At 36.3% G+C, this 26,897-nt stretch carries 16 protein-coding genes and 1 pseudogene; 10 read left to right on the top strand and 7 right to left on the bottom strand.

The window, feature by feature from the left end:
* Nucleotides 1-68: 68 nt before the first annotated feature.
* A complete protein-coding gene (locus tag AO58_RS0100290) occupies nt 69-425 on the bottom strand; it encodes a hypothetical protein (RefSeq protein WP_024979798.1) in 357 nt (118 codons plus the stop codon).
* A gap of 163 nt (nt 426-588) precedes the next feature.
* On the opposite strand from AO58_RS0100290, the gene AO58_RS0100285 reads away from it, so the two are divergent.
* Complete coding sequence (locus tag AO58_RS0100285) at nt 589-1,089, top strand: CvpA family protein (RefSeq protein ID WP_024979797.1); 501 nt, start codon at nt 589-591, stop codon at nt 1,087-1,089.
* 285 nt (nt 1,090-1,374) lie between these two features.
* Nucleotides 1,375-2,597 (top strand): annotated as a pseudogene (locus AO58_RS17690) (IS4 family transposase).
* 237 nt (nt 2,598-2,834) lie between these two features.
* On the opposite strand, the gene AO58_RS0100270 reads toward AO58_RS17690, so the two are convergent.
* A complete protein-coding gene (locus AO58_RS0100270; RefSeq protein WP_024979794.1) occupies nt 2,835-3,194 on the bottom strand; it encodes a four helix bundle protein in 360 nt (119 codons plus the stop codon).
* An 84-nt stretch (nt 3,195-3,278) separates the two neighbouring features.
* Between AO58_RS0100270 and kdpB the strand changes: the two genes are divergently transcribed.
* The 5 genes from kdpB (at nt 3,279) to AO58_RS0100245 (ending at nt 10,378) form a co-directional block, all read left to right on the top strand.
* Nucleotides 3,279-5,345, top strand: a complete 2,067-nt coding sequence (kdpB, locus tag AO58_RS0100265; RefSeq protein ID WP_024979793.1) for a potassium-transporting ATPase subunit KdpB — start codon at nt 3,279-3,281, stop codon at nt 5,343-5,345.
* 174 nt (nt 5,346-5,519) lie between these two features.
* Nucleotides 5,520-6,074 carry a K(+)-transporting ATPase subunit C gene (locus tag AO58_RS0100260; RefSeq protein WP_024979792.1) on the top strand — a complete coding sequence of 185 codons (555 nt, stop codon included), beginning with the start codon at nt 5,520-5,522 and terminating at the stop codon, nt 6,072-6,074.
* Nucleotides 6,075-6,197: 123 nt separating this feature from the next.
* Nucleotides 6,198-7,274, top strand: a complete 1,077-nt coding sequence (locus AO58_RS0100255; protein WP_024979791.1) for a porin — start codon at nt 6,198-6,200, stop codon at nt 7,272-7,274.
* Between the two features lie 238 nt (nt 7,275-7,512).
* Nucleotides 7,513-8,640: a histidine kinase gene (locus AO58_RS0100250; protein ID WP_024979790.1), complete on the top strand. Its 1,128-nt coding sequence runs from the start codon at nt 7,513-7,515 to the stop codon at nt 8,638-8,640.
* A gap of 19 nt (nt 8,641-8,659) precedes the next feature.
* Nucleotides 8,660-10,378: a HAMP domain-containing sensor histidine kinase gene (locus tag AO58_RS0100245; protein WP_024979789.1), complete on the top strand. Its 1,719-nt coding sequence runs from the start codon at nt 8,660-8,662 to the stop codon at nt 10,376-10,378.
* 241 nt (nt 10,379-10,619) lie between these two features.
* Here AO58_RS0100245 and AO58_RS0100240 read toward each other — a convergent pair whose 3' ends face one another.
* Both AO58_RS0100240 and AO58_RS0100235 read right to left on the bottom strand, forming a co-directional pair.
* Nucleotides 10,620-10,991: a ribosomal maturation YjgA family protein gene (locus AO58_RS0100240; protein WP_024979788.1), complete on the bottom strand. Its 372-nt coding sequence runs from the start codon at nt 10,989-10,991 to the stop codon at nt 10,620-10,622.
* A 5-nt stretch (nt 10,992-10,996) separates the two neighbouring features.
* Complete coding sequence (locus AO58_RS0100235) at nt 10,997-12,424, bottom strand: L-serine ammonia-lyase (RefSeq protein WP_024979787.1); 1,428 nt, start codon at nt 12,422-12,424, stop codon at nt 10,997-10,999.
* Nucleotides 12,425-12,707: 283 nt separating this feature from the next.
* Between AO58_RS0100235 and AO58_RS0100230 the strand changes: the two genes are divergently transcribed.
* Entirely contained in the window at nt 12,708-13,784 is a 1,077-nt protein-coding gene (locus AO58_RS0100230; RefSeq protein ID WP_024979786.1) for an AI-2E family transporter, read from the top strand.
* An 88-nt stretch (nt 13,785-13,872) separates the two neighbouring features.
* On the opposite strand, the gene AO58_RS0100225 is transcribed toward AO58_RS0100230, so the two are convergent.
* Nucleotides 13,873-14,814: a polyphosphate kinase 2 family protein gene (locus AO58_RS0100225; RefSeq protein ID WP_024979785.1), complete on the bottom strand. Its 942-nt coding sequence runs from the start codon at nt 14,812-14,814 to the stop codon at nt 13,873-13,875.
* 257 nt (nt 14,815-15,071) lie between these two features.
* Here AO58_RS0100225 and AO58_RS0100220 point away from each other — a divergent pair, with 257 nt between their 5' ends.
* On the top strand, nt 15,072-17,573 hold the full coding sequence (locus tag AO58_RS0100220; protein ID WP_024979784.1) for a M14 family zinc carboxypeptidase: 2,502 nt from the start codon (nt 15,072-15,074) through the stop codon (nt 17,571-17,573).
* 619 nt (nt 17,574-18,192) lie between these two features.
* Here AO58_RS0100220 and tamL read toward each other — a convergent pair.
* On the bottom strand, nt 18,193-20,481 hold the full coding sequence (gene tamL, locus AO58_RS16745; protein ID WP_035717176.1) for a translocation and assembly module lipoprotein TamL: 2,289 nt from the start codon (nt 20,479-20,481) through the stop codon (nt 18,193-18,195).
* A gap of 27 nt (nt 20,482-20,508) precedes the next feature.
* Nucleotides 20,509-25,458: a translocation/assembly module TamB domain-containing protein gene (locus tag AO58_RS0100210; RefSeq protein ID WP_024979783.1), complete on the bottom strand. Its 4,950-nt coding sequence runs from the start codon at nt 25,456-25,458 to the stop codon at nt 20,509-20,511.
* 220 nt (nt 25,459-25,678) lie between these two features.
* Here AO58_RS0100210 and AO58_RS0100205 point away from each other — a divergent pair, with 220 nt between their 5' ends.
* A complete protein-coding gene (locus AO58_RS0100205; protein WP_024979782.1) occupies nt 25,679-26,896 on the top strand; it encodes a DNA cytosine methyltransferase in 1,218 nt (405 codons plus the stop codon).
* The last annotated feature ends 1 nt before the right edge of the window (nt 26,897 follow it).

Here is a 26,897-nt window from a genome sequence, read left to right as displayed (position 1 = left end):
TTGAGGTGCAAATATATGATTTTTTGTTTGTAGGGACAAGTCGCGACTTGTCCCTACAATAAAATATATTATTCAATCACCTCGCGTTCTACAAAATAATTTACAATCGCCTCTTTCATCAAAACGGATTGTTCACCCGCTTTTAACGGAGGTAATTCTTCTTTAACTTTATAATGTGGCCAACCTTCTTCATCAAAAAAGTCAAACTCATAAAACCCATAAGGTTCAAGCAGTCTACAAATCGCAATGTGCATTAGGTTGACTTTTTCGTCTTTTTTAAACTCGCGGTGCACCTGACCTAACTCTTGTACACCAATAAGGTAAATTATGGCATCCAAATCCAAATCTTCGCCTTGCGAAAATCGATCGGATAAAAGGGTAACGAGTTGTTCCCAGCGTTCTTTTAGTTGTATATCTCTAGACATTTAATTTTTGATTGTAGATTAACGAATTATGGATGTAGATTTGAACTACAGCTTTGTAAAACGTAAATTAAAATTATTTTGCACAAAGATAAGGACTTGAAAATTGAGTTCAGGTATCGCCTATTTCTTTTATATTTGCACCTTTAATTTTTACCCTAAAAACATGACATTTTTTGATCTTTTAATTGGTGGTCTATTGGCTTATGCGCTGTTCAAAGGCATTCAAAACGGACTTTTTGCCGAATTGGCTTCGTTGGTTTCCCTAGTAATTGGAATTTATATAGCCGTGAAATTTTCGGCGATTATGGCTTCTTTGATTTCGAGTATCGTACATTGGAATCCCTACACCATCAAAACCGTAGCCTTTGTGCTTACCTTCATTGTAGTAGTAGTGGGTATTTATATGCTCAGCAAATTTTTCACAGGCCTAGCCGATTTTGCTTATTTGGGTTGGATCAACAAAGTGGGTGGCGGTGTGTTTAGAGTTTTAAAAGCCATCCTGATTATCAGTATTTTTTTAACGCTTTTTGAAAAAATCAATTACCATAATTTCTTGGCAAAAAAAGAGACCTTGGATAAATCGCTATTTTTTAATCCGATTCAAAAAACAGCTGACTTTCTTTTTCCATCACTAGAAAAACTTTACGAGAAGGCAAAAAAATAAGTACTTCATTTTTAAACAATAAAAAAAGCGCTCTTGGAATAAAGAATTTCAAGGGCGCTTTTTTTCAATAGTTACTTTACTTTACGATAGGATTGTATTTTTTATAAACAGATTGGGGGATTCCATAAGGATTTTTCATAATTGTAAAGAAATCATAAGTAGATCCTTTTAGGCAACTACAGAAAGTGATTATACAGATAAATGGCACCATAGCTATCCGAAAGTCTAAAATAAAAAATGCCTGAGAATCCCGTATTTTTGATTTTGCGAAACAAATAATACTTTATGGGACTCTTCAGGCGAAACAAAAATATCAAAAAACCAGTTATTCGACAAATTATTGACCTTGTTCCTCGATGGATGCTTGAATCTTGTGCTAAAAAACACAGTTCCGACAAAGGCTGTATTAAATACAAGACTTACGACCAATTTGTTGCATTAACTTACGGACAGCTTAATAAATGCTACACTTTAAATGATATTTCCACGGGAATTGGGGTCAGTGAGACTTTTATTGGGGATTTAGGACTGATTCAAAGTCCAGCACGATCCACGATGAGTGATGGCAATAAAAAACGTGATTGGAAAGTGTTTGAATCCCTATATTACAGGCTTTTGAAACATTATGGAAGAGTTTTAAAAAGTGAATCTTTTTTATCAAAGAAATTAAAGAACAAAACATAAAATTGATAGACAGTACCACAATCAGTTTGTGCTTGAATATGTTTGACTGGGCAAAGTTTCGGACAGCAAAAGGTGGCTTAAAAATACACACCTGCTGGGATGATAATTTACAAATCCCGGATTTGGTAAATATAACCGAAGCTAAAACACACGATCGGTATGGTATAGGCCAGTTAGTTTTCTCAAAAGGAACCATCGTTGTGGAAGACAGGGCTTATTTTGATTTCGCATTGATGCTGCATCGAATTCAAGCAGAAAATGTTTTTGTAACTAGGATTAAGACAAATACTTTGTACGAATCCATCCAAGAGTTGGATTTGCCAGATGAAGAAGACCAAGACATTATCAAGGACGAAATAGTTGTTTTAAACAGTAGTAAAGCCATAGAGACAGGTATTAACCAAGAAAGACTAAGATTAGTCCATGTGTATAAGCAAGACGAAAATAAGATTATCGAAATAATAACCAATAATTTAGAATGGTCAGCAAGAACAATAGCCGATTTGTATAAAAAGAGATGGGATATCGAATTGTTTTTCAAGGCGATGAAACAAAATCTACAGATAAAAACATTCTTGGGTACAAGTGAAAATGCGGTTAAATCGCAAATTTATATCGCTTTGATTTGTTATTTGTTGCTTGAATTGATAAACAGAACCATATCAAAAAAGACAAAGTCATTCTCAAATCTGGTTGAAAAAATCAGAATCTGTTTAGTGTATTATTTAAGTTTAGATTATATCTGCAATCAGGTTGGAGATGGAGCCAAAAAAATAAGATCAGAACCAGAATTAAAATTCAGTTCTGACTTATTTTCAGCATAATAAAAAAGTAAACGCCTATTTATAATGGGTAACAAGGTATTTTATGCTCATTCATTAAAACTTTCGGATAGCAATGAAGTTAAAATAAATAATTTTAAATCTGTGAATTATAAATCTGTGAAATGTTATTTTTTACTTTAAATGTTTAATATTTAATAAACTACCTCTCGCATTTTACTTTTTATAACCTACTTCTCACATTTCACTTCTCACAACTTACTTCTCACATAAAACATTTTACAATCTGTTCTCAAGATTTTTAATTAATCCATAAATAAGTTTTCCAATGACATCTAACTTTTCAATCAATTGTTCGCTTTCTATTTTATTGATAAAGTCTAATTCTTTAGTTAATAAAATCAAAGTATCAAGTTCAGATAATGAGCCTAAAGAAATATGTAGGAAGTGGATAAACTCTTTTGTCCCTTTTCTTGCGGCACCTTCGGCAATGTTTACTGGAACTGAGACTGCAGCTCGTCTTATTTGGGAAGTTAATCCAAATTTTTCTTCAGGTGGAAAATTATTAGTGACCAAATAAATTTCTTTCACAAATTCAAAACTTTTAATCCAAGAATTTAAATTTTTATGCGGTTTCATATTTTATAAATTTTTTAATTATATCAAATATATCCTAAATCAAGACATTTTACATTTAACATCTAACATTTTATTCTAAAGAAAATGACTAAAAATAATTCCAAATCATTGTTTGAAAGTAAGCAAGTAAAAGAAGCACTAGTGCAGTCTTTTGTAAAGCTTAATCCAAAAACAATGTTCAGAAATCCGGTAATGTTTACCGTTGAAATTGGTACCGCTATTATGTTTGTTGTGTGTATTGCCATTTTATTTGGCGCATCCAATCAAGGTAGTTTTGCTTACAATCTCATAGTATTCTTGATTTTATTTGCAACACTTTTGTTCGCCAATTTTGCAGAAGCAATTGCCGAAGCCAGAGGAAAAGCTCAAGCGGATAGTTTAAGGAAAACACGTGAAGAAACATCTGTAAAAAAAGTAAAAAGTGAAATGTCAGATGTCTCTTTTCACAATCTTGATGCCTCTCACTTTTCACATCTAACATCTTCACAACTTAAAAAAGGAGATGTATTCGTCTGCGAAGCAGGTGATGTCATCGCTACGGATGGTGAGATTATCGAAGGATTGGCAACCATAGATGAAAGTGCTATTACCGGAGAAAGTGCTCCTGTGATTCGTGAAGCAGGTGGTGACAAATCATCGGTAACTGGAGGAACAAAAGTATTGTCTGATAAAATTAAAGTAATCGTAACTTCAGAACCTGGAGAAAGTTTCTTGGACAAAATGATTGCTTTGGTAGAAGGAGCAAGCCGTCAGAAAACACCAAACGAAATTGCTTTGACCATTCTTTTGGCAGCATTTACCTTAATCTTCGTGATTGTTTGTGTGACCTTGAAACCTTTTGCTGATTATGCCAATGCACCTATTACAATCGCAGCTTTCATTTCGCTTTTCGTTTGTTTGATTCCAACGACTATTGGTGGATTACTTTCTGCCATTGGAATTGCGGGTATGGATAGAGCGTTGCGTGCCAATGTGATTACCAAATCAGGTAAAGCGGTAGAAACTGCCGGAGATATTGATGTATTGCTTTTGGATAAAACAGGAACCATTACTATTGGGAACAGAAAAGCAACGAATTTTTATCCTGCAAAAGGAGTTTCGCAAGACGAATTTATTCAATCGGCTGTTTTGAGTTCATTGGCAGATGACACTCCAGAAGGAAAAAGTATTGTGGAATTGGCTGGAAATGAAGTTGCGCAAAAATTATCTATCGAAGGAGCTACTTTAATCAAATTTACTGCCGAAACAAGAACCAGTGGTGTAGTTTTAAAAGACGGAACCAACATCAGAAAAGGGGCTCAAGATGCGGCCAAAAATATCGTTCAGCAAGCAGGAAATGTTTTTCCAGAAGATATTGCCCAAACGGTTATTTCTATTTCTTCTAATGGAGGAACGCCATTAGTAGTTATTAAAAATAACGCTGTTCAAGGGGTGATTGAGTTGCAAGATATTATCAAAACGGGAATGAAAGAACGTTTTGAGCGTTTGAGAAAAATGGGTGTAAAAACGGTGATGGTGACAGGAGACAATCCATTAACTGCCAAATTTATTGCCGAAGCTGCGGGTGTGGATGATTTTATTGCCGAAGCCAAGCCTGAGGACAAAATGAATTACATCAAAAACGAACAAGAACAAGGCAAGCTAGTAGCGATGATGGGTGATGGTACCAACGATGCGCCTGCTTTGGCTCAAGCCAATGTTGGTGTAGCGATGAACAGTGGAACTCAAGCGGCTAAAGAAGCAGGTAATATGGTGGATTTAGACAATGACCCAACCAAATTAATCGAAATCATTGAAATTGGAAAACAACTATTGATGACCAGAGGAACGCTTACTACTTTCTCCATTGCGAATGATGTAGCCAAATATTTTGCAATTGTTCCTGCTTTGTTCATCACAGCAATTCCAACCTTGCAAGGGTTGAATATTATGCAATTGCATAGCCCTGAAAGTGCTATTTTATCAGCGGTGATTTTCAATGCGATTATCATTCCGATTTTGATTCCGCTAGCTTTAAGAGGAGTGGATTACAAACCAATTGGTGCAGAAGCTATCTTAAGAAGAAACCTGTTGATTTACGGTTTGGGCGGGATAATTGTGCCTTTTATTGGAATTAAAGCCATCGATTTGGTGGTAGCATTATTTATATAATCCTCACCCCCCCCCTCTCCAAAGGAGAGGGGGGGGGACGAAACTGAAATAGATAATTAGTAAATCATTCAGTTTATGATTCAAAATAGTAGTAACAATAACAACTTGTTCATCCACTATGGCTCCCCTCTCCTTTGGAGAGGGGCTGGGGGTGAGGAAAAAACAAAAACAAAAATGAAAAACATATTTTCAATACTAAAATTCACCGTATTAATGGTAATTTTATTCGCTGTAATTTATCCATTGGCTATTTATGGCATTGCACAATTTGCTCCCAATAACGGTAAAGGAGAAACCATTACTGTTGATGGAAAAGTAATAGGGTATCAAAAAATAGGTCAAAAATTTGATAAAGCTAACTATTTTTGGGGGCGTCCATCGGCAGTAGATTATAATGCTGCTGGAAGTGCTGGAAGCAACAATGGACCAAGCAATGCAGAGTATCTGGCTTTGGTTCAAAAAAGAATCGACACGTTTTTGATTGTACATCCGTATTTGAAAAAAGCGGATATTCCATCGGATTTGGTAACGGCTTCGGGAAGTGGTTTGGACCCCAATATTTCACCAGAAGGTGCTTTGATTCAGGTGAAAAGAGTTGCCCAAGTTAGAAAATTACCTGAGGATAAAGTAAAAGCTTTGGTAGAATCTAACATCAATAAACCATCATTAATGGGAACTTCAACGGTAAATGTTTTAGAGTTGAATGTAGCCTTAGATAAATTAAAATAAAACGTCTTGAAATACGAAATGCCCTAGCCCAGATAGCAACGGAAATCCTTTAGTGCCAGGGTTTGGCACTAAAGATTGCAGTGAATAGCTGGATTAGCTCCTAATAATAAATAATAAAATAAAGTGAAAAAAATACTAGTTGCAGCCTTTTTGGCTTTTGGTTTTACAACAATTTATGCTCAAGAAGCATCAAAAAGTCCCATTACTTTTTTAGGTTATATAGAAGGGTATTATAGTTATGATTTTGGGAAACCTGAGAATCATACCAAATCGGGATTTATTTACAATCATAATAGGTCAAATGAGGTGAATTTGAATTTAGGAATCGCCAAGGTGAATTATTCGAAAGAGAATGTTCGCGCGAATTTTGCCCTAATGGCGGGAACTTATGCTCAATACAATATGGCGGCCGAGCAGGATTTATTGAAAAATGTGTTTGAAGCGAATGTAGGCGTGAAAATTTCAAAAGAGCACAATCTTTGGATTGATGCGGGAGTTATGCCTTCGCATATTGGTTTTGAAAGTGCGATTGGGAAAGATTGTATGACTTTGACCCGAAGTTTGGGGGCTGATAATACGCCTTATTATGAAGCGGGTGTAAAAATAGCGTACACTTCGAAATCGGAGAAATGGTATTTGGCAGCAATGTATTTGAATGGTTGGCAACGTATCCAAAAAATTGATGGGAATCAAACGCCTGCTTTTGGAACTCAAGTGACTTTTAAACCATCGTCAAGTCTTTCATTAAATTGGAGTACTTACATTGGAAATGAACAACCTGATGTCGATAAAAAATGGCGCTATTTTAACGATTTTTTCGGGACATTTAAAATTACCGAAAAAACAAGTCTAGTTGCTGGTTTTGATATTGGAGCGCAGCAATCCGCAAAAGGAAGTAGCGATTACGATGTTTGGTACAATCCATCAGTAATCGTTCAATACAAACCCACAGACAAAATTCAGTTGGCCGCTAGAGGAGAATACTATCAGGATAAAAATGGTGTAATCATTGCAACGGGAACGCCAAATGGTTTTAAGACTTATGGTTTCTCTGCAAATTTTGATTATTTGGTAGCCAATAACATTATGTTTCGATTGGAAGCACGAACATTAAATAGCAAAGACGATATCTTTTTAAAGAGCAATACTCCAACCAATAGTAATGTATTTGTTACTGCATCTTTGGCTATTTCTATTTAAAAACAACAAAATGAAATAAGATAGAAGTGAAAAGTAAAAAGTGAAAAGTAAAAAGTAAAAAGTGAAAAGTAAAAAGTAAAAAGTAAAAAGTAAAAAGTGAAAAGTAAAAAGTAAAAAGTAAAAAGTGAAAAGTGAAAAGTGAAAAGGTATTTAAGGATCATTTCACTTTTCGCATCTCACATTTCACATTTCACATCTCACATCTCACATCTCACATCTCACATCTCACAGCATTACCATGGACAATGAAAAAGAAAATAACGTAAAGCACTTTCTAGATTTAATCCAAAAATCGCGCAGAGGTAAGTTCAAGGTTTACATTGGAATGAGTGCGGGTGTAGGCAAAACATACCGAATGTTGCAAGAAGCGCACACCTTGCTAAAGAAAGGAATTGACGTTAAGATTGGCTATATCGAAACGCATAATCGCAAGGAAACCCACGAATTACTTGACGGTTTGCCAATTATACCGCGTAGAAGTATTTTTTATAAAGGCAAGCAGCTCGAAGAACTAGATGTGCAAGCCATTATCAATTTGCGTCCCGAAGTGGTGATTGTAGATGAATTAGCGCACACCAATATTGAAGGAAGTAAAAACGAAAAACGCTGGCAAGATGTTTTGGAAATTCTCGAAGCTGGAATCAATGTGATTTCGGCGGTAAATATCCAGCATATTGAGAGTTTGAATGAAAATGTAAAGCAGATTACAAATATAGATGTCAAAGAAAGAGTTCCAGATAATGTACTCCGAATGGCGGATGAGGTGGTGAATATCGATTTGACTTCGGAGGATTTGATTGCCAGATTAAAGGAAGGTAAAATCTACACCGCGGATAAAATTCAAACGGCTTTGAATAATTTTTTTAAATCAGACCAAATTTTGCAATTGCGTGAATTAGCATTGAAAGAAGTGGCGAGCCAAGTCGTTCGAAAAGTAGAAAATGAAATCCCTAAAAAAATTGCATTGCGTCACGAAAAATTATTGGCTTGCATCAGTTCTAATGATGTAACTGCCAAAATAGTGATTCGAAAAACGGCTCGTTTGGCTACCTATTACAATAGTGATTGGTATGTTTTGTATGTTGAAACACCAAAGGAAAGTAGCGACAAAATTGCTTTGGACAAACAAAGACGCTTGATTAATAATTTTAAGTTAGCCACAGAATTAGGAGCAAAAGTAATTAAAGTTGAAAACAAAAAAATCACCGATGCCATTTTGGCCATAGTCGAACAAAAACAAATTACAACAGTCTGTATTGGAAAACCACAGTATAGTTTTATAAAAGCTATTTTATCAACCTCGCTTTTTAGACGTTTACTGAATACGCTTTCGCTATCAAAAGTTGATCTAGTCATATTATCATAATTTATAATACTATCCTAAAATGAGAATCAAAACCAAATTAAATCTAGGCGTTGGATTATTATTTTGCTTAATTATTATCCTTTCATTGGCAAGTGCGTATTCTGTTTTTTCAATTAAAAAAGACACTGGAAATATTCTAAATGCAAATTATAATACTTTGGAATATTCGCGTAATATGTTGCTTTCACTCGATGAAATGATGGTTAACAAAAATAAAGCTATAGCGGTTTTTGAAATTAACCTCAATAAACAAGTATCCAATATTACTGAGAAGAACGAAGATGTTGCTACTAATGATTTAAAATCTAATTTCAATTTATTAAAGGGAGACAGCAATAACGAAAAGTTAAAAGCGCAAATTCGACAAAACATTTTTGAGATAATGAAGCTCAATATGAACGCCATAAAAATCAAAAGTGATATTGCAAAACACACGGCTGAAACCGCCAATTTATGGATTGCTGTAGTTGGGACTTTATGCTTTTTGATTGCTTTTAATTTATTGGTCAATATGCCTAACAATATTGCAAATCCCATCAAAGAATTGACCGAAAGTATCAAGCAAATTGCTAATAAGAATTATTCAGAAAGGGTTCATTTTAGACACCATAACGAATTTGGAGACTTAGCCAATTCCTTTAATACAATGGCCGAAAAATTGCAAGAATACCACAATAGTAATTTGTACAAATTGTCTTTTGAGAAAAAGCGTTTAGAGACTTTAATCAACAATATGCACGACCCAATTATAGGTTTAGATAATGAGGGCGTGATTTTGTTTATCAATGATGAAGCCATCAAAATTATGGGCTTGAAACAAGAGGAGGTTGTCGGAAAGTCGGCTGAAAAATTGGGCTTGACGAATGATTTGATGCAATCTTTGCTTGTGGAGAAATCAGAAAATGAAAAAGCGCAAATAATGAAAATTTTCGCCGATGATAAAGAAAGTTATTTTGAAAAAGAAATTGTAAAAATCACCATAAAACCAACAGGCGAAGACCAAGCGATAGCTATTGGAAATGTAATTATTTTGAGAAATATTACTTTTTTCAAAGAATTAGATTTTGCCAAAACCAATTTTATTGCCACCGTTTCCCACGAATTGAAAACGCCTATTGCTTCGATAAAAATGAGTTTGCAATTGCTTGAAAGTGAAAGAACAGGTGTCATTAACGAAGAACAAAAGCATTTGGTGGACAGCATCAAAGAAGACAGTCAGCGCTTGTTGAAAATTACAGGAGAATTATTGGAACTTTCACAAGTAGAAACTGGAAACATTCAGTTGAATATCGAAAAAAGCAATCCGTATGATATTGCACAGTATGCCACAGAAGCCGTAAAAGTACAAGCAGAACAAAAGCAAATTGAACTAGTCATTGAAGCCGATGAAAACCTCCCAAGCATCAAAGCAGATAGCGAAAAAACCGTTTGGGTCTTGATTAATTTTTTGACCAATGCCATACGATATTCCTCCGAAAAAAGCACGATTATGATACAGTTAAAAAGCGAAAAACATCAAGTTGTATTTGCGGTAATCGATAAAGGAAAAGGAATAGATGTTCGATACAAAAACAAAGTTTTCGATAAATATTTCCAAATTCCCGGAAGCCATAAAACGGGTACAGGACTTGGATTGGCCATTTCAAAAGAATTTATCGAGGCGCAAAACGGAACCATTGGCGTAAAAAGCGAACTCGGATTGGGTTGTACTTTTTATTTTAAATTAGGGAGTGTTTAGGAGCTAATCCTGCTGTCCACTATATCTCTTGTGGCGAACCCCAGCGCCACAGGATGCCGTTCCCATAAGGGTTAGGGAACAATGTTATTACCTTAAGTACTCTTTTTGTTTTCACGCAGATTTTGCAGGTTTAACGCAGAAAAATCAGTTAAAATCAGTTAAATCTGCGTGCTTTTTTTCTCTCTCTCTTAACTTAATGACATTGGGCTAGGGCAATCGTTATTTCGAGAGATTTTAGGGATTAAGACACCTTTTGTTTGAACCAAAATTGGTCTACAGCATACGCTAATCCAATACCCATCGAGTAGCACAACAAATCACTCCACAAAAAACCTTGTCCCAAGACATAATGTCCTATAGTAGTCTCCCGAATTGCTACCAGTGCTTTGGCTGTACTAAGTTGTTGTATTTCTATAGCGAAGCAAAACAGTAAAGGAAATCCAATTTGCCACAACATTTTGCTTTTCAAAAACAGCCACCGAAAACCAAAATAAACCAATATGGCATACAAGATATCGCCCACAAACAAGGGAATACCCACTATTTTTCGGGAAGCAATTCCCAATACAATCGTAAGAAGGGCAAGAATAAAGTATACGAAACGAGGTCTCATTTGTATTAACAATCCGCCATATTAACCGCTATAGCCAATCCACCTTCTGAGGTTTCTTTGTACTTAGAGTTCATATCTTTGGCGGTTTGCCACATCGTATCAATTACTTTGTCTAAAGGAACTTTGGCGTTTTTAGAATCGGTTTCGAGTGCCAATTCTGCTGCGTTGATGGCTTTTATAGCGCCCATCGTATTGCGCTCAATACACGGAATTTGAACCAAACCACCAATTGGGTCACAAGTTAAGCCCAAGTGGTGCTCCATAGCAATTTCGGCAGCCATCAATACTTGTGCAGGGGTTCCGCCCATTACTTCGCATAATGCTCCCGCAGCCATCGCCGATGATACGCCGATTTCGGCTTGACAGCCACCCATAGCGGCAGAGATAGTGGCTCCTTTTTTGAAAATACTTCCAATTTCTCCCGCTACCATCAAGAATTGTTTGATTTGTTTTTCGTCGGCTTGGTGGTTTTCAATCACCATATAATACATCAATACGGCTGGAATAACCCCAGCACTTCCGTTGGTTGGCGCTGTTACTACGCGTCCTAAAGCTGCGTTTACTTCGTTTACCGCTAAGGCAAAACAGCTTACCCATTTCAGAATTTGACGAAACTTTACTTCGGTTTTACGAATTTCTTCTAACCAAGATTGTGGCGAATCATAATTGGATAACCCAATCAAATTTTGATGCATATCAAAGGCTCTTCTGCGAACATTGAGTCCACCAGGCAATATGCCTTCTGAATGACAGCCAATGTACATACATTCTAGCATCGTGTGCCAAATGCGCATTAATTCGCTATGCACTTCTGTTTCGGGACGCATAGAAATCTCATTGGCATAAACTATTTCTGAGATGCTTTTGTTTTCTTTTTGGGTATAGTCTAGTAATTCTGCTGCATTGTTGATAGGGAAGGGGAAAGCACATTTTATAGCGACTTTCTTTTTGGCATTGCTACGCTCTTCTTTTACCACAAATCCGCCTCCAATCGAATAAAAAGTGGAAGCATATTCGGTTTCATTTTCAAAATAAGCGGTAAAGGTTAATCCATTGGCGTGAAAGGGAAGAAACTCTTTATGAAAAACAATGTCTTGTAAAATATAAAAAGGTAGCGCTTTCTCGTTGCCTAATTGAATCAAATGATTGTTTTCTATGGCTTTGATGATGCCGTCAATATCTTTCACGGGAATGTATTCAGGGTCTTGACCACTTAGACCTAGCATCACGGCCAAATCGGTAGCGTGACCTTTTCCAGTCAAAGACAAAGAACCGTACAAATCTACTTTTACTCTAGTGATATTATTCAAATCAAAATCCTGACGTAATTCTTCAAGAAAACGTTCGGCAGCACGCCACGGACCTAAGGTATGAGAACTAGATGGCCCTACGCCAATCTTTAACATATCAAAAACAGAAATGCATTCTTCCATAATTCTAGAGTAAAATTTGTAAAACAAAGATATAGGAATCAATGTCAAATCTGCAAAATATTATTTCAAAATATAAATTCTCTTATCGAATCCGTTTTAAATATGACGCAATTTGAATATATCATAATTTTATTTGGAACGAATGCTTGCTAAAACAGTCCTCAATTGTTAACGTAATTTTAGGCTTTTTTTGGTGTTTTCTTGCGAAGCTTTCGGTTATTTTCGCACTTGATTTAACAAAAAATAGTAGTAAAATGCTATATTTACTATAAAAAAATTAAATATGAAACAAGATTCTGCATCGGAAGCAAAAGAACATAACTTTGAGAAAATCACAGATATTATTATTCGACTTGGTGTGCTAGCCATTATTTTATTCTGGTGTTTTTCTATTTTACAACCCTTTATTTTAATGTTGATTTGGGCCGTAGTCATTGCCATTGCAATGTATCCTGTTTACAAATCGTTTGTGAAATTGATGAAAGGAAGAAAAAAAATCCCTGTATTTTTCTTGACATTACTCTTGCTGAGTGTAATTATTATTCCTAGTATGTTAGTTACGGAATCGCTTTACGAAGGTGTTTCGTATTTAACTCAAACCTATCAAGAAGGGAAACCTTTAATTCCGCCTCCTGGCGAAACTACTGCCAATTGGCCTAAGTTTGCTACACCCATAATTGATTTTTGGAAACATGCTTCTGATAATTTACAGGAAACGATTGTAGAGTACTCAGATCAAGTTACGGTAGCTGGATCGTGGCTATTAACAGCCTTAACAGGTATCGGAAAAGGTATTATTCAATTTAATATTTCGATCATCATAGCGGGTTTTATTTTGGCGTATTCAGAAGATTTGAAGTTAGTGTCAAAGAAAGTGTTTCAAAAATTAGCGGGAGACCATGGCGATCATTTTTCATCCATTACGGTTAAGACGATTCAAAATGTTGTCAAAGGATTTCTTGGAGTAGCGATCATACAAGCGGCGATGTCTGGCCTTGGATTTTTTATTGCCGATGTGCCATTTGCGGGTTTATGGACGATTGTCTGTTTGGTTTTAGCAATTATTCAAATTGGGGTAGGACCTGTTTTGATTCCTGTTGCTATTTATATGTTTTCAGTTTCGGACACCACTTCGGCAGTGTTGTTGTCGATTTGGTTTTTTATTATTTTGATTTCTGATAATATTTTGAAACCTATTTTATTGGGTAAAAATGCTCCAGTACCTATGATGGTTGTCTTTTTGGGTGCTATTGGTGGTTTTATTGTGAGTGGTTTCTTGGGTTTGTTTTTAGGAGCTGTAATTTTAACTATTGGCTACAAATTATTTTTAGCATGGTTAGCGTCAGAAAATCAATCCTAGTGGATCTATAGCAATCCGTTGTTTTTTATTTGAATTTTACTCAACGGGTGTATCATATGATTTAAAAGTCCTTGTTGGAATAAAAATATTATTCTCCCAACAAGGCTTTTTTTATTTCTTGTAATTCGGCTACTTTTTCGGGACTTACTCTTGGGTATTCTAATCCCATTTCGTCTAAGGCATTGATAATGGCCGAAGCAATGACAATGCGCGCATACGATTTATTATCTGCGGGAACTACGTACCAAGGCGAGTGGGGTGTGGTTGTTTTTTGAATTAAATCTTGGTAAGCATTCATATAATCGTCCCAAAAACCTCTTTCTTTGGCATCGGATGTACTGAATTTCCAGTTTTTATCTTGGTCGTCGATGCGCTCTATGAAACGTTTCTTTTGCTCTTCTTTGGATACATTCAAGAAAAATTTAATCACGATAGTTCCATTGCGATTCAGGTATTTTTCAAAATTGCGAATGTCTTCAAAACGTTCTTCCCAAATAGATTCGGTAACCAATTCTTGAGGAAGTTTTTGGGCTTTCAGAATTTGTTCGTGCACCCGAACGACCAATACTTCTTCATAATACGAACGATTGAAAATACCGATTCGACCTCGTTCGGGTAAATGTTTTTGGCAACGCCAAAGAAAATCATGGTCCAATTCTTCCGAACTCGGTGCTTTGAAAGAAGAGACTTGACACCCTTGTGGATTAACGCCTGAAAGCACATGTTTGATGGCGCCATCTTTTCCAGCGGCATCCATCGCTTGAAAAATGAGTAATAACGACCATTTGTCCTGAGCGTATAAGATTTCTTGCATATCGGCCAAAGCCTCCACGCCAAGCGTTAGAATCTTATCCAATTTTTTATTGCTTAGTTCTATATCAATATCGGTTTTGTAATCTGATAATTGAAAGTTATCTTCTTCTTTGACTTTGAATTGAGCTGAAAATTGTTTGGCTCGTTCAATTCTTTCTTTCGAACTTAACTTTTCAAAAAGAAGCTTTTTTTTCTTTGGTTTTTCTTCTTTACTCATGAATATTTGGTTTTAAAACGCGTTTTTAAATGGTTGTTTTTCAATAGGTTTACTCAAATTTACTTTTTTAATTTATTGTATGAAAATAAAATAATACCGATTGTTTTTAATTGTGATTTTTTAAAGCCTTGTATGCCAGTATTTTTTGTTTTTCTAGCTAAAAAGTCGTTCAAAATCGGCTTATGGGTAAGTTTGTAATTTATTTAGGTCAATACCTTAGGTTTCCCTATTTTTGGATTCTAATAAACCAAAACAGCATGAAGAAACTAATTCTATCTTTATTTTTAGCCACCACTGCTTGGGTTTCGGCTCAAGTAAAAAGCCCTTCTCAGTTCATTCCTGATTATGGCAAACACATTACTTTTTACCACCAAGTTGAAGATTATTTTGAGCATTTGGTTGCACAAACGTCCTACATTAAACCTTACAGATACGGACAAACTGCCGAGCACCGCAACTTGAATGTGTATTATATTTCTACTCCTGAGAATTTAGCCAATTTGGAGCAAATTCGTTTGAACAATTTAGCAGCCATTGGTATGGCACCTAATCAATCGAAAACTGTAGGCGATAAACTAATTGTTTGGTTGAGCTTCAATGTGCACGGAAACGAATGGGCAGGAACAGAAAGCGCTTTGACTGTTGCCTACGAATTGACAAATCCAGAAAATAAAACAACCAAAGAATGGTTGAAAAATACCGTGGTAATTCTTGACCCTTGTGTGAATCCTGATGGGTATTCAAGATACGGAAATTGGTTGCACGAAATCGCTGGAAAAAACACGCATCCAGGTCTTACCGATAGAGAACATATGGAAGAATGGCCAGGTGGACGCTACAATCACTATATTTTTGATTTGAATAGAGATTGGGCTTGGCAAACACAAAAAGAAAGCCAACAACGTATTGCTTTGTACAACCAATGGATGCCGCAAGTGCATACAGACGTTCACGAACAAGGTTATAATTCGCCATACTTTTTTCCACCTTCAGCAGAACCTTTGCACGAGTTTATTGAGCCGTATCAAAGAGATTTTCACGCTTTGTTGGGAAATAATATTTCAGCTAAATTCGATGCTCAAAATTGGTTGTACAACACTAGCGAGCGTTTCGATTTATTTTATCCGAGTTATGGAGATACCTATCCAACTTATAATGGTGCTGTAGGGATGACTGTAGAGCAAGGCGGAATTGGAGCAGGAAGAGAAGTGACTATGGAAAACGGTGTAAGTGTGACCATCAAAGACCGTTTGACACATCACGCTACCACTGTTTTAACGATAGTGGAATCGGCTGCTTCTCAAGTGGAACCTTTGTTGAAAGGGTTTAGAGGGTTTATGAATACTTCTAGAAAAACAATGAAAGGGAAGTATGCAACTTATGTAATGAAAAGCAATCCTAAGTTGGAGCAATTGGCCGATTTGTTGCAAAAAAACAAAATCGAATTTTCGTATGCCGATGCCAAACAATCAGCAAGTGGTTTTAATTACCAAACGAAAAAAGAGAACAGCTTTACCATCGAACCCAATGATATGATTGTAAAAGTGGACCAACAAAAAGCAGTTTTTGCTCAAATTTTGTTCGAACCTAATCATAAATTGAATGATAGTTTGTCTTATGACATTACGGCTTGGGCGTTGCCATTAGCGTATGGAGTAGAAGGCTATGCTTTGAAAAATGCCATCAATATCAAAACAAAACCTACGATTGAAACGACTTCATCTTCTATACCGAGTTCAGTGTATGCGTTTCATATTCCTTGGAACAACCGTACTTCGGCTCAAGTGGTAGCGCTATTGCACCAAAAAGGAATCAAAGTACGTTCAGCGATGAAGCAATCGGTTTTTGGAAGCACTACTGTAGCACCAGGTGGGTTAATTGTAAGCAAAGGCGATAATCCAAAGGTGGTAGATTTTGAAAAAGTAGTGGGTGAAATCGTGAAGAAGAAATCAGATTTCTCTATACTGTCTTCTGGGTTTTCAAAAAATGCTAGAGATTTAGGTGGAGAAAACTTCCCGCTGTTGACGGCTCCAAAAATCTTGTTTTTATCAGGAAGAGGAGTAAATTCTACTGACTTTGGTTCGGTTTGGTTTTATTTAGAAGAAACCGTTGGCTATCCTGTAAGTATTGTAGATTTGGACCGTTTCCGAAGAGTGAAATTGCAAGAATTCAATACTTTGATTTTGGCGGATGGCAATTATGATTTCTCTGATGGGGAACAAAAACGTATCAACGAATGGGTGAGTAGCGGTGGAAAAATCATTGCTATGAACGGAGCTTTGGATATTTTTGACGGAAAAGATGGTTTTGCATTGAATGCGCACGCGACTGATGATGACAAGCAAAAAGCAGAAAAAACCGCCAAAGAAAAAGAATTGAAAAAACGTTTCTTAGATTCAGCCAACGAAGAGCGTCGCGCGATGTCGGATGCTATTCCAGGCGCAATTATCGAAAATGTATTGGATGTTACCCATCCGATGGCCTTTGGTTTAGGCAAAAAATATTTCAGTTTAAAAACCGATAGCCGTCATTATGCTTTATTGAAAAACGCTTCAAATATTGCGTATGTTCCTAAAGGTTACAAAAGCTATGGTTTTGTTGGTCACGAAATTGGTAAAGAATTACCAGAAACGGTAAATTTCGCCATAGACTATAAAGGTTCTGGAAAAGTAATTTATATGGTAGATAATCCTTTGTTTAGAGCCTTCTGGGAAAACGGAAATTTACTCTTTAGCAACGCTTTGTTCTTGGTGAACTAGCCTTTATTTATCTTAAACAACAAAGCGCGATTCTTAGAGTTGCGCTTTTTTTATGGTTATTTGTCTTGACACAGATTTTCACAGATTAGAAAGTGAAAAAAAAACTTTGCGTTCTTTGCGGTTAATTTATTTTACCACAAAGAAACACGAAGAAGTCACGAAGCAACACAAAGATTATAAGTTTATTTTGCGTCCCTTGAGTAACCCTTTGCGAACTTTGCGGTTAAGTTTTTGCCACGAATATTTTAAGAATACTTATATGCCCTTTTATTTTTACTTTACACACCACAACTTAAATGACCTTATATGCCTTATATGTTTTAAAAAATCGGTTAATCGGTTAACTGTTTAATCGTTTATTTTTAGCGTTCTTAGCGTAAATCATTGCGTCCTTTGCGGTTAAGTTTTTACCACGAATATTTTAAGACTTATTTGTACTTCCATTTTACTAAGCTGTAACACATTACAACTTAAATGCCCTTATATGCCTTATATGTTTTAAAAAATCGGTTAACTGTTTAATCGTTTATTCTTAGCGTCCCTTGCGTAACCCTTTGTGAACTTTGCGGTTAAATTTTTGTGCCCTTTGTGGTTAAGTTTTTTCAGCTTTCAATAAACACTAAAACGGATATCCAATCGCCAAATTAAAAATCAAATTTTCTTTTCTCCACGCTCCATTCCCTAAGTTGATTTGGTCAATAACCCAGCGATTGCCTTCAGGTAGGTAAGGTTTGCGAAGCGGGAAAGCAAAATCCGTTCGGAGAACCAAAAAATTAAAGTCAAAGCGCAATCCAAGTCCAGCGCCGACTGCCATTTCTTTCATAAAGTTTTTAGAAAATTTGGCTCCTGGTTTGTCTTTGTTTTCATTGAGCAACCAAATATTTCCTGCGTCGATAAAAGCGGCACCTTTCACAAAGCTAAACAGCGTAGTGCGGTATTCGGTATTGAGTTCTATTTTAATATCACCTGATTGATCCGCCAAAAAACCATCCGTATTTGCCGCTTTATCAAGAAAACTTCCCGGTCCAATAGAACGCGCTCTAAAGGCACGAATACTGTTGGTTCCTCCAATAAAAAACTGCTTGATAAAAGGCATTTCTTTCGAATTTCCAAACGGTAAAGCAGTGCCAACTATAATCCGACTCGCCAATTGGGTTTCCTTTCCTAGTTTTAAAAAATGGCGGAATTCATTTTCGAACTTCACATATTGGCTGAAAGGCACGCCAAAGACTTTTAAAGCATCTTTTTTATCAATATTAGCACCAGCAATCAAACCCGTAACTGCTGCCGATAAGTCTACTGTACCTTTGTAATAGATGGTGTTTTTCTTTCTTTTCTGTGCCGTGTTAGAGTAGGTGTAAGAGTAAGTAGGGCCAAAAATAAGTTGGCGCTCAATTACTTTACCTAGTGAGGGATTTATATCTACTTCATTAAGATACAATTCGGTTACGTTTTGTGGTCGGGCAAAAATAACTTCACCTAAATTAAAAGTATGCTCGCGTCGGGCATTCTCTTTCCAACTGTATCCAAACAGTGCTTTAAAAGTTTGTAAGGTATACAATTGTTGGCGCTCTTGAAATTCATACCCCAAAGTAGCTTTGGTTTTTGGGGTGAATCGGTCTGTCATTTTAAAACGGATAGGTGAAATCATTCTCGGCCAAATTAAATTGGCTTCGGTACCAATACGATACACGTTAAAACCTTGATTTTGTCCAGAAATTTGAACCTCAAATCCGCCAAAAATAGAAACGGAAAGCAGTTCGGCCGCTTTAAATGTATTGCGGTGACTCCAATTGGCATTCAATTCGGTTCCTTGATAGTTGGCAGAATTGCTTTTGGCTAAGAGTTCAAAGCGCAAGGACTTTTTTTCCAAAGGCGATAAAAAGTAATAGGTATCCAAATAATTTCCTGTTTTCAAAGAAGGCTTAAACTCATTTTTCACCATTTTGAAGGTACCCAAATTTACCAAACGATTCAGTGATAAATTATGATTGGTTCTGTTATAAACATCGTCTTTATTGAAGAAAAGCGAACGATCAAAAATAATGGGCTTGAATAAGGAATCGGGATCAATAATGGTAAAATCACGGTATTGTGTTGCCGTTTGATTAGTATTGCTCAGGGTATCTTGTCCTAAAGTATAATTCGGATAGATCACAATATTGTTAATCTTGTAAATGGATGTTGCTTTGATCGGTGTTTCGTCTTTCACTTTGATCAACACATCAATTTCGGCTCGACCTACGGTAGAATCTACTTGAATTTTGAGGTAGTCAGGACTAAAATAGTAAAATCCTTGTTCTTTAATTCTCTCATCAATTCGAATTCGTTCTTCCTTAATAGTCTCTAGGTTGTAAATGGCTCCTACTTTCAACAAACTTCTTTTGGCTGTAGCTCGTATGGCTTTGGATAGCGCCGAAGAATCTTGTGGAAAAATGATTTTTTTAATTGTAAAGGGCTTCGACGGGTTTACGGTATATACGGCTCGAATGGTTTTACCTTTTACGAGAGTATCAACTTTGGTTTTGGTGTTAAAATAACCTTTGTTTTCAAGGTGATTTTGAAGCACCAACCGATTGTATTCTGGATCAAATTTGGCATTTAAAACAGGTGCTTCTCCAGCTTTGGTTCTCAGCCAATGGCGTAGTCCTTTTTCTTTTTTTGGTGTTCCTGCGAGATTGTAAATCGCTAATTTTGGATACCAACCCCATAAAGATTGGTTAGGAATCGGACGGGTGAGTGCGTTCAACTCCGCTGTCAAAGCTTTCTTGTTTTTTGATGAACTTTCTCCTTCAATAATCACTTTAGCCCCTGTGTACAGCAATTCGCCTTCTGCCAAATTTTTAGTAGGAGAGCAGCTTTGTAATGCTAAAAGAGCCACTAGAATGAATACTATTATTTTGTTCATCTTCTATTTCATTTAAGGGTTAAAAAATTATTTACTTTTCTGAAACAATTCTTTAAACTTGTTGTAATCCATGGTGATAATAAAAGAAACCCCAGTTTCTAGTACTTCCCCTTGAAGTGCCACCTGATATTTGTTGATACGATAGCCTCTTATTTTATAACGACCATCTTTGGTAATTTGATAATCAATAGAAACATCACCAGCAATATTGGTCGCTTTTTCATTGGCTTGTTGATTGCCCTCCAATCCAAAACTGCTACCGACAGTTATTTTCACCCGATCTTTGAATAATTTTTTGGAGATGCCTATGTTCAAATCGGTTCTTTCATCTTTACTGCCTGACGAATAATCTTCGGTGGATTGAACGTCAAAATTCAATTCGACTCCTTTGATCAAATCGCCAGCGAGATTGTTCAATTGGTTCGACAAAATTTTACTTGCGCTACCTCTTGCCATCGATGCTGCCGAAAAACCTGACTCGCTCGACAACGGATTGTCACCGATAAAATTACCCAACACCAACAAGGCAAATACCTGTTTGTTCATGTCGTTGGGTTCTTGACGCAATTGTTCCAGTTTGGCTTTGGTCGTACTCATTACTTTGGAAGAAACGGAATTGTTATCAGGCAGCGTGATGTCAAAATCGACCTCAGGTTTAAGGATTTCGCCTGTAATTTTCAATTCGGTTTCAAACGGAATTTTTTCTTTAAAAGTCGTTTTTTCGGTTTCAGAGAAATTACTAATTTCATTCAATACCAAATCAATCGGAGCGGTATTTACTTTATAAACGGCTGTTACATTCACATCGGCATCCATTGGATCACCTTTCCATAAAATATAGCTTCCTTTTTTGATGTCAAATTTTCGTTTGATACCACTAAAAGACAATTCGTATACCCCTTCATCCAACTCATATTTACCTGTTAAGGTTGTTTTCCCCGATTCGTCTATACCACCACTTAAGTTAGCTTTTCCTTTAGCTTTGACATAATCGCCCGTTGTTTTATCCATAATCAAGGTCAATTCTGCCTCTTTATCGATCACAATATCCATGGAAGCATTGAATCCCATAATCTCACTTTGATTCAAGTCTTTTGCGTTAGCTAAGGCACTAGCTTCTGCAGGATGATCTTGGTCTATAAATTCGACTATTCCTTCGCGATCGGCAATGGATGGATCTGATTGTGGTACGACTATGGTGAATTTAGTTTCTTTATTCACCTGAATTACTCCCGCTATTTTTGGGTTTTTCGTATCGCCCTGAATGGTGATGTGATTGTTTAAAAATAATTCACCGTAAAACAAGTCGTTGTCAGTGGCTTTAGAATTGATGGCTTTGAAATTATCAGCTTCAATGCTAATATCAAAAGCCATATTTTTTCCAACTTCGGTTTTTATGGCACCATCAACTATCAAATTATTCCCTTTTTCATCTTTAATGGTCAGATGATCTAGCATCAAGTTTTGACCATCGTAAGTAATCGCATCATTAAGGGAATGAAAAGTAGCATTGAGTGGTTTTACCTTAAAACCTACCTGATTGAATTGTAGTTTTCCATTCATCACACTGGCGTCCTTGTTTTTGGAAGCTTCGAAACTACCCGACAAAAAGCCAGTACTTTGTGTTAACTGTCCCATGGCAAACCCTTGAATACTTTTCATATTCAATTGGTCTAAAGCTAGTGTAACTCCGTAATCACCGGATTTACTTTCATAATTTCCCAATAACGTTGCCTTATTGTCTTGTCCGGTTAATGTTACTTCGGCTAGATAAAGGTTTTCGTTTTCATTTTTTACTTGAATGGAAATTGTTCCAACAGTATCTTTCTTAAAACTAAAATCTTCAATTTTGATATCCGAAGTAAAAAGAGGTTGGGTGATGCCTTTTTTAAGAAGTACCGCTCCATTTACGTTTCCGCTCATTTGCCAATCGTCTTTCTCGACCATGCTGGTGAGCGTGCTGATATTAAAGTTTTCAAAAGCAATTTCGAGTGGTGCATTCGGAACTGCGGATTGTGACGCGATGCGGATGTTACTGTCTTTATTTTCCAATCCAAAATCAGAAACCGTAAGACCTTTGGGCGATAATCGAATAAGATTGTTTTCTGGTAGCGCCCAGTTTTCATAGTTCAAAAGCACGCTGTTAGGTACAAAATGCAGTAAAAGTTCGTCCTTTTCGCTATTCACGGCTCCAGCAAGGCTATAACGCTCTTTGTTATTTACATCTTTTACTTGCAATGCATAATCGATTTGATTATTAGCCACTTTTCCAGCGAACACCGTCATGGGCAATTGCATTTGAGGATTGGTTATTGCAGCAATTTGTAGTTGATAGTGCAACGCTTTATTGGCAGTATTTAAGTCGAAAGTAGCATTGGTAATTACTTGATCGCCGAGTGCTAATTTTGGAACCTGTATTTGTAAGGCTAAGGAATCAGAAACCGATTGGTAATTTCCACTAATTGTAACAGGCGCCATTTCTTTTAGATTTGGCACCAATTGTCCAAAAATCGGACTTTCTTTGGTGGCGAGGTGGAAAGAAAATTGCTGAGCAGGCCCAGGTTTGATGGTTTTGATAGGTTGGGTGCTAAAGTAGGAGCGGAGGGAACGCTCAAGTGCTCCACCAATAGCACTCCATTGAAAACCGCCCTCGATTGAGGCTTCGAGGAAACCAGTGTCAAGAGTTAAAGTCGTTTTTTCGGCATTGGCTGCGGTTTGTATAGCAATAGAATCTATCGGAAAACTGCCTTTTTCGTTGGTCACCACCAAATGATGTGCAGTGACTGTACCGGTTAAAAAATTCAAATCGGCGGCAAGGATTGAGGCATCCATTTCTCCTTTTAACTTTAAGGGGCCGGCATGGAGGTGTAGTTTTTCTAAATCGGCAATATCCAAATTGAGTTTTACGGTTCCTTTTGGAAATTTATCTTTCCAATCTCCATTGGCGTCAATTTTGGCGCTCAAGTTGGCATCATTGATTGTGGCATGTGTAGTATAAAATCCGTTGTAGGCGGTAGCGGAAAAAACAAAATTTTGATAGGTGTATTGGTTATACATCACATTAGAAATAGTTCCAGAGGCCTTAATTTTCGCTGTTTTTGGATCGAATCCCGTTCCTGTGATCTTGGTTTTAGCCGAAATTTTACCTAGCGATTTTTGCTGTAGGAGTTGGCCTAAGTCAAAACGAATCCATTCGGCTTGTGCGTTATATTTGGGATGATTTTTTATACTTTGATCGAAGGTAGCCTTTACTTTGGCGGATCCAAAACTACTTTGTAGGGCCAAATCGGTTAAAAACGAATGCATCGTTCCTTTAAAACTTCCTTTGGCACTGAGCTTTGAGGGTAAAGTCACGGTTTTTGGAAGACTTCCTTTTGGAGCGAAAACCGTAATATCTTTGGCAGTGGATTCAAAATTTTGCAAAGCAATATCAAATTGTGCTTTGTCCATATCGGGAAGTCCAAGGATGCGTCCACTGGCTTTTAGTTTTGTGTTTCCGATGCCGCTGAGTTCGAGATTTGGAATTTCGAGGCGATTCAATTTGCCCGAAACGACACTGTTTAGGATCAAAATGCCATTTGGATTACTATCAAATGGATTGGTTTTTGCCAATTGTGGCGCCAGTAGCAATACATCTTTAAAACCTAATTTGCTATTGCTAATGTTGGCTTTAATACTTATTTCTTTTGGATTTTTAGCCACTTGAGCAATAGAAGGATACCCAACAAGCACCTCATTGCGCACCACAGTTTGAGGAGTTTTGAGATATAATTTTTTCAAATAGCTGTTTCTAGGACCGTAGAAAAAATCGGTATGCAAGGAGTCGATTTGCAAACCACTTTGTTCTTTTCCTGCAAAAGCTACAATGTTGGCGGCAATAGATTGTGAAGTGTAATGGAAATTCTTGGCTTTGAAATGGCTGTTTTTTAATTGCAAATGATTAAAATCTAAACCTTTTGTAATAGGATTGACATTGTGATTGTCCCACTGAAAAAACAGTTGTGCCACTTCGGTTTGTTTGATTTTTACTTCCCATGCATTGGGTTTTGTTTGGGGAGTTTCTGTAGAGGGGGCAGCTATTGAAGTAGTTTTTCCTAAAGATACTGCACCTCGCAAATTCTCGAATTGGGTTTTGTTGATCACCACCAATTCATTAGCCAAATCCAGCAGTTCTAGTTTGGTGTACCAACGTCTAAAGGAAACCTGACCTTTCATTTTTTGGCTGCTCTCGGCATAGTCTACATGCACTTTTTTCAAATCAATTTCACCTACCGATACTTTCCACGGACGATTTGGAGGTAAAACAATCGCGTTTGGCGCAATTTTTTGTAGTGAAGTAGTTAGCGTTTGGCTAATAGTAGCCGTCAGACCCACAAGATTGATTTTTGGAATAGTCACTATTTGATTTTCCAAATCGAAGGTTTGGAATTGCGTATCAAAATGCTTGATTTTTATATTGGTTTGCAATGGATCTTTGGCCTGTTGATAGACCAAACGCACTTGTTTCAACTTGATTTTTTGCAAGACGATCGCCATAGCATTCGAGGAAGAATCCTTAGGTGGATCGTTACTTTGAAAAGCCTTAAGGATATAGTCGAAATTGAATTTTCCGCGGTTATTTTGGTCCACTTTAATCGTGATGCCATCTAATGCAATACTACTGAACGTTAGTTGATTGCTAGCCAAATCCAACCAATTGATGTCCACGTTGAGTTCACGACCTGCAAGTAAAGTATCTTTTTTTTGGTCGGCCAAAAAGAGGCCTTTCACGCGAATGGGCTGGAATAATCCAAACGAAAGGGTATCGATTTGGACAGTCGTTTTGATTTTATTTTGCAAATAGGCAACGGCCTGATTTTTGGCGAATCGTTGCACAAAAGGAAAATGAATCAATAGAAGCAAAAGCAAGAATACGCCCATAATTCCAGGAAGAATTCGGCGTATAATGGCAATACTTTTTTGTAAATAGGGTTTCAAATGGGCTTATTTTATTATAAAAGTACTTTTTTTAGTGGGAAATTGCAAGTGGGGGTTTGGGACTGGAGTAACAGTTGATTGTTTGTTAAGTATATTTTATTCAATTGAAGTTGTTTTGTTGTGAAAAATTGATTTTAATTCAAATAAGATTACTGATTTAATTACTTTATTTTTCAATTAAAAAGTTTTTTATTATACTTTTGTTTAAATTGCATTTTTTATGACAAAAAAACTTTTTTACATTGATTTATTTGCTGGTTGTGGTGGACTATCTTTAGGTTTACATCAAGCTGGTTGGAAAGGTCTCTTTGCTATTGAAAAAAGCCCAGATGCATTTAAAACACTAGATTACAATCTTATTCAAAATAAAAATCATTTTGATTGGCCCGATTGGCTTCCCAAAAGCCACCATGAAATAAACGAAGTACTTTTAAATTATGACAATCACTTAAATCAATTAAAAGGGAAAGTTACTATGATAGCGGGCGGACCGCCGTGTCAGGGATTTTCTATGGCTGGAAGAAGAAATGAAAATGATTCAAGAAATGATTTAATTAATTCCTACATAAGATTTGTAGAAACCGTAGAACCTAAAATTATTTTCTTCGAAAATGTAAAGGGGTTTACAATGGAATTCAAAAAGAACAAAGAAAAAGGAATTGCTTATTCCTCAATTGTTACAAAAAGATTAGACGAAGCAGGTTACTTTGTAAAAGGACAACTTGTTAATTTTGGTGAATATGGAGTTCCTCAAAAAAGAACCCGTTTTATCCTTGTTGGTATAAAAAAAGAGTTGAAAAATGCTTCTCAAGAAAAAGTAGAAACATTTTTTTCTATGTTAAAAGAAAATAAGTTTGATTTTTTAAAAGCCAAAGGATTAACAACTGAAACTAACTTACAAGATGCTATTTCTGATTTATTCAAAACAAACGGATTAAAACCAACACCAGATTTTCCAAATTTTAATTCTGGTTTGTATGGAAAAGAAAAAAATAGTTATCAAAAATTAATGCGTGAAGGAATTGAAGTAAAAATTCCTGACAGTCATCGTTTTCCAAAGCACTCTCCTGTAATTTCAAAAAGATTTGAAGATATTTTAGCTGTTACTCATAATAGAAGAAATTTAGATTTAAGCAAAGAAGTTAGAGAACGTTTCAATATAAAAAAACATACGGTTATTCCTTTAAATGGTTTAGACAAAAGCCCAACCATAACAACGCTTCCTGACGATTATATTCATTATGAAGAACCACGAATTTTAACTGTTCGTGAATATGCTCGCATTCAATCTTTTCCAGATTGGTATATTTTTCAGGGTAAATACACCACTGGAGGAAAAAGAAGAACGCAAGAAGTACCAAGATATACACAAATAGGAAATGCAATTCCGCCACTTTTTAGTGAACAAAGTGGATTGATTCTTAAACAACTTATTTAAA

It is taken from the genome of Flavobacterium succinicans LMG 10402 (genome assembly GCF_000611675.1).
Classification (GTDB): domain Bacteria; phylum Bacteroidota; class Bacteroidia; order Flavobacteriales; family Flavobacteriaceae; genus Flavobacterium; species Flavobacterium succinicans.
Note: the sequence above shows the minus strand (reverse complement) of the source record. Positions and strands in the feature narration are given on the sequence as shown.

Coding starts and splice junctions, on each gene's coding strand:
- AO58_RS0100225 (WP_024979785.1), bottom strand. CDS start 14,814: ATGAGTAAAGAAGAAAAACCAAAGAAAAAAAAGCTTCTTTTTGAAAAG.
- AO58_RS0100245 (WP_024979789.1), top strand. CDS start 8,660: ATGAGAATCAAAACCAAATTAAATCTAGGCGTTGGATTATTATTTTGC.
- AO58_RS0100285 (WP_024979797.1), top strand. CDS start 589: ATGACATTTTTTGATCTTTTAATTGGTGGTCTATTGGCTTATGCGCTG.
- AO58_RS0100220 (WP_024979784.1), top strand. CDS start 15,072: ATGAAGAAACTAATTCTATCTTTATTTTTAGCCACCACTGCTTGGGTT.
- AO58_RS0100235 (WP_024979787.1), bottom strand. CDS start 12,424: ATGGAAGAATGCATTTCTGTTTTTGATATGTTAAAGATTGGCGTAGGG.
- AO58_RS0100260 (WP_024979792.1), top strand. CDS start 5,520: ATGAAAAACATATTTTCAATACTAAAATTCACCGTATTAATGGTAATT.
- AO58_RS0100230 (WP_024979786.1), top strand. CDS start 12,708: ATGAAACAAGATTCTGCATCGGAAGCAAAAGAACATAACTTTGAGAAA.
- AO58_RS0100290 (WP_024979798.1), bottom strand. CDS start 425: ATGTCTAGAGATATACAACTAAAAGAACGCTGGGAACAACTCGTTACC.
- AO58_RS0100240 (WP_024979788.1), bottom strand. CDS start 10,991: ATGAGACCTCGTTTCGTATACTTTATTCTTGCCCTTCTTACGATTGTA.
- kdpB (WP_024979793.1), top strand. CDS start 3,279: ATGACTAAAAATAATTCCAAATCATTGTTTGAAAGTAAGCAAGTAAAA.
- tamL (WP_035717176.1), bottom strand. CDS start 20,481: ATGAACAAAATAATAGTATTCATTCTAGTGGCTCTTTTAGCATTACAA.
- AO58_RS0100205 (WP_024979782.1), top strand. CDS start 25,679: ATGACAAAAAAACTTTTTTACATTGATTTATTTGCTGGTTGTGGTGGA.
- AO58_RS0100270 (WP_024979794.1), bottom strand. CDS start 3,194: ATGAAACCGCATAAAAATTTAAATTCTTGGATTAAAAGTTTTGAATTT.
- AO58_RS0100250 (WP_024979790.1), top strand. CDS start 7,513: ATGGACAATGAAAAAGAAAATAACGTAAAGCACTTTCTAGATTTAATC.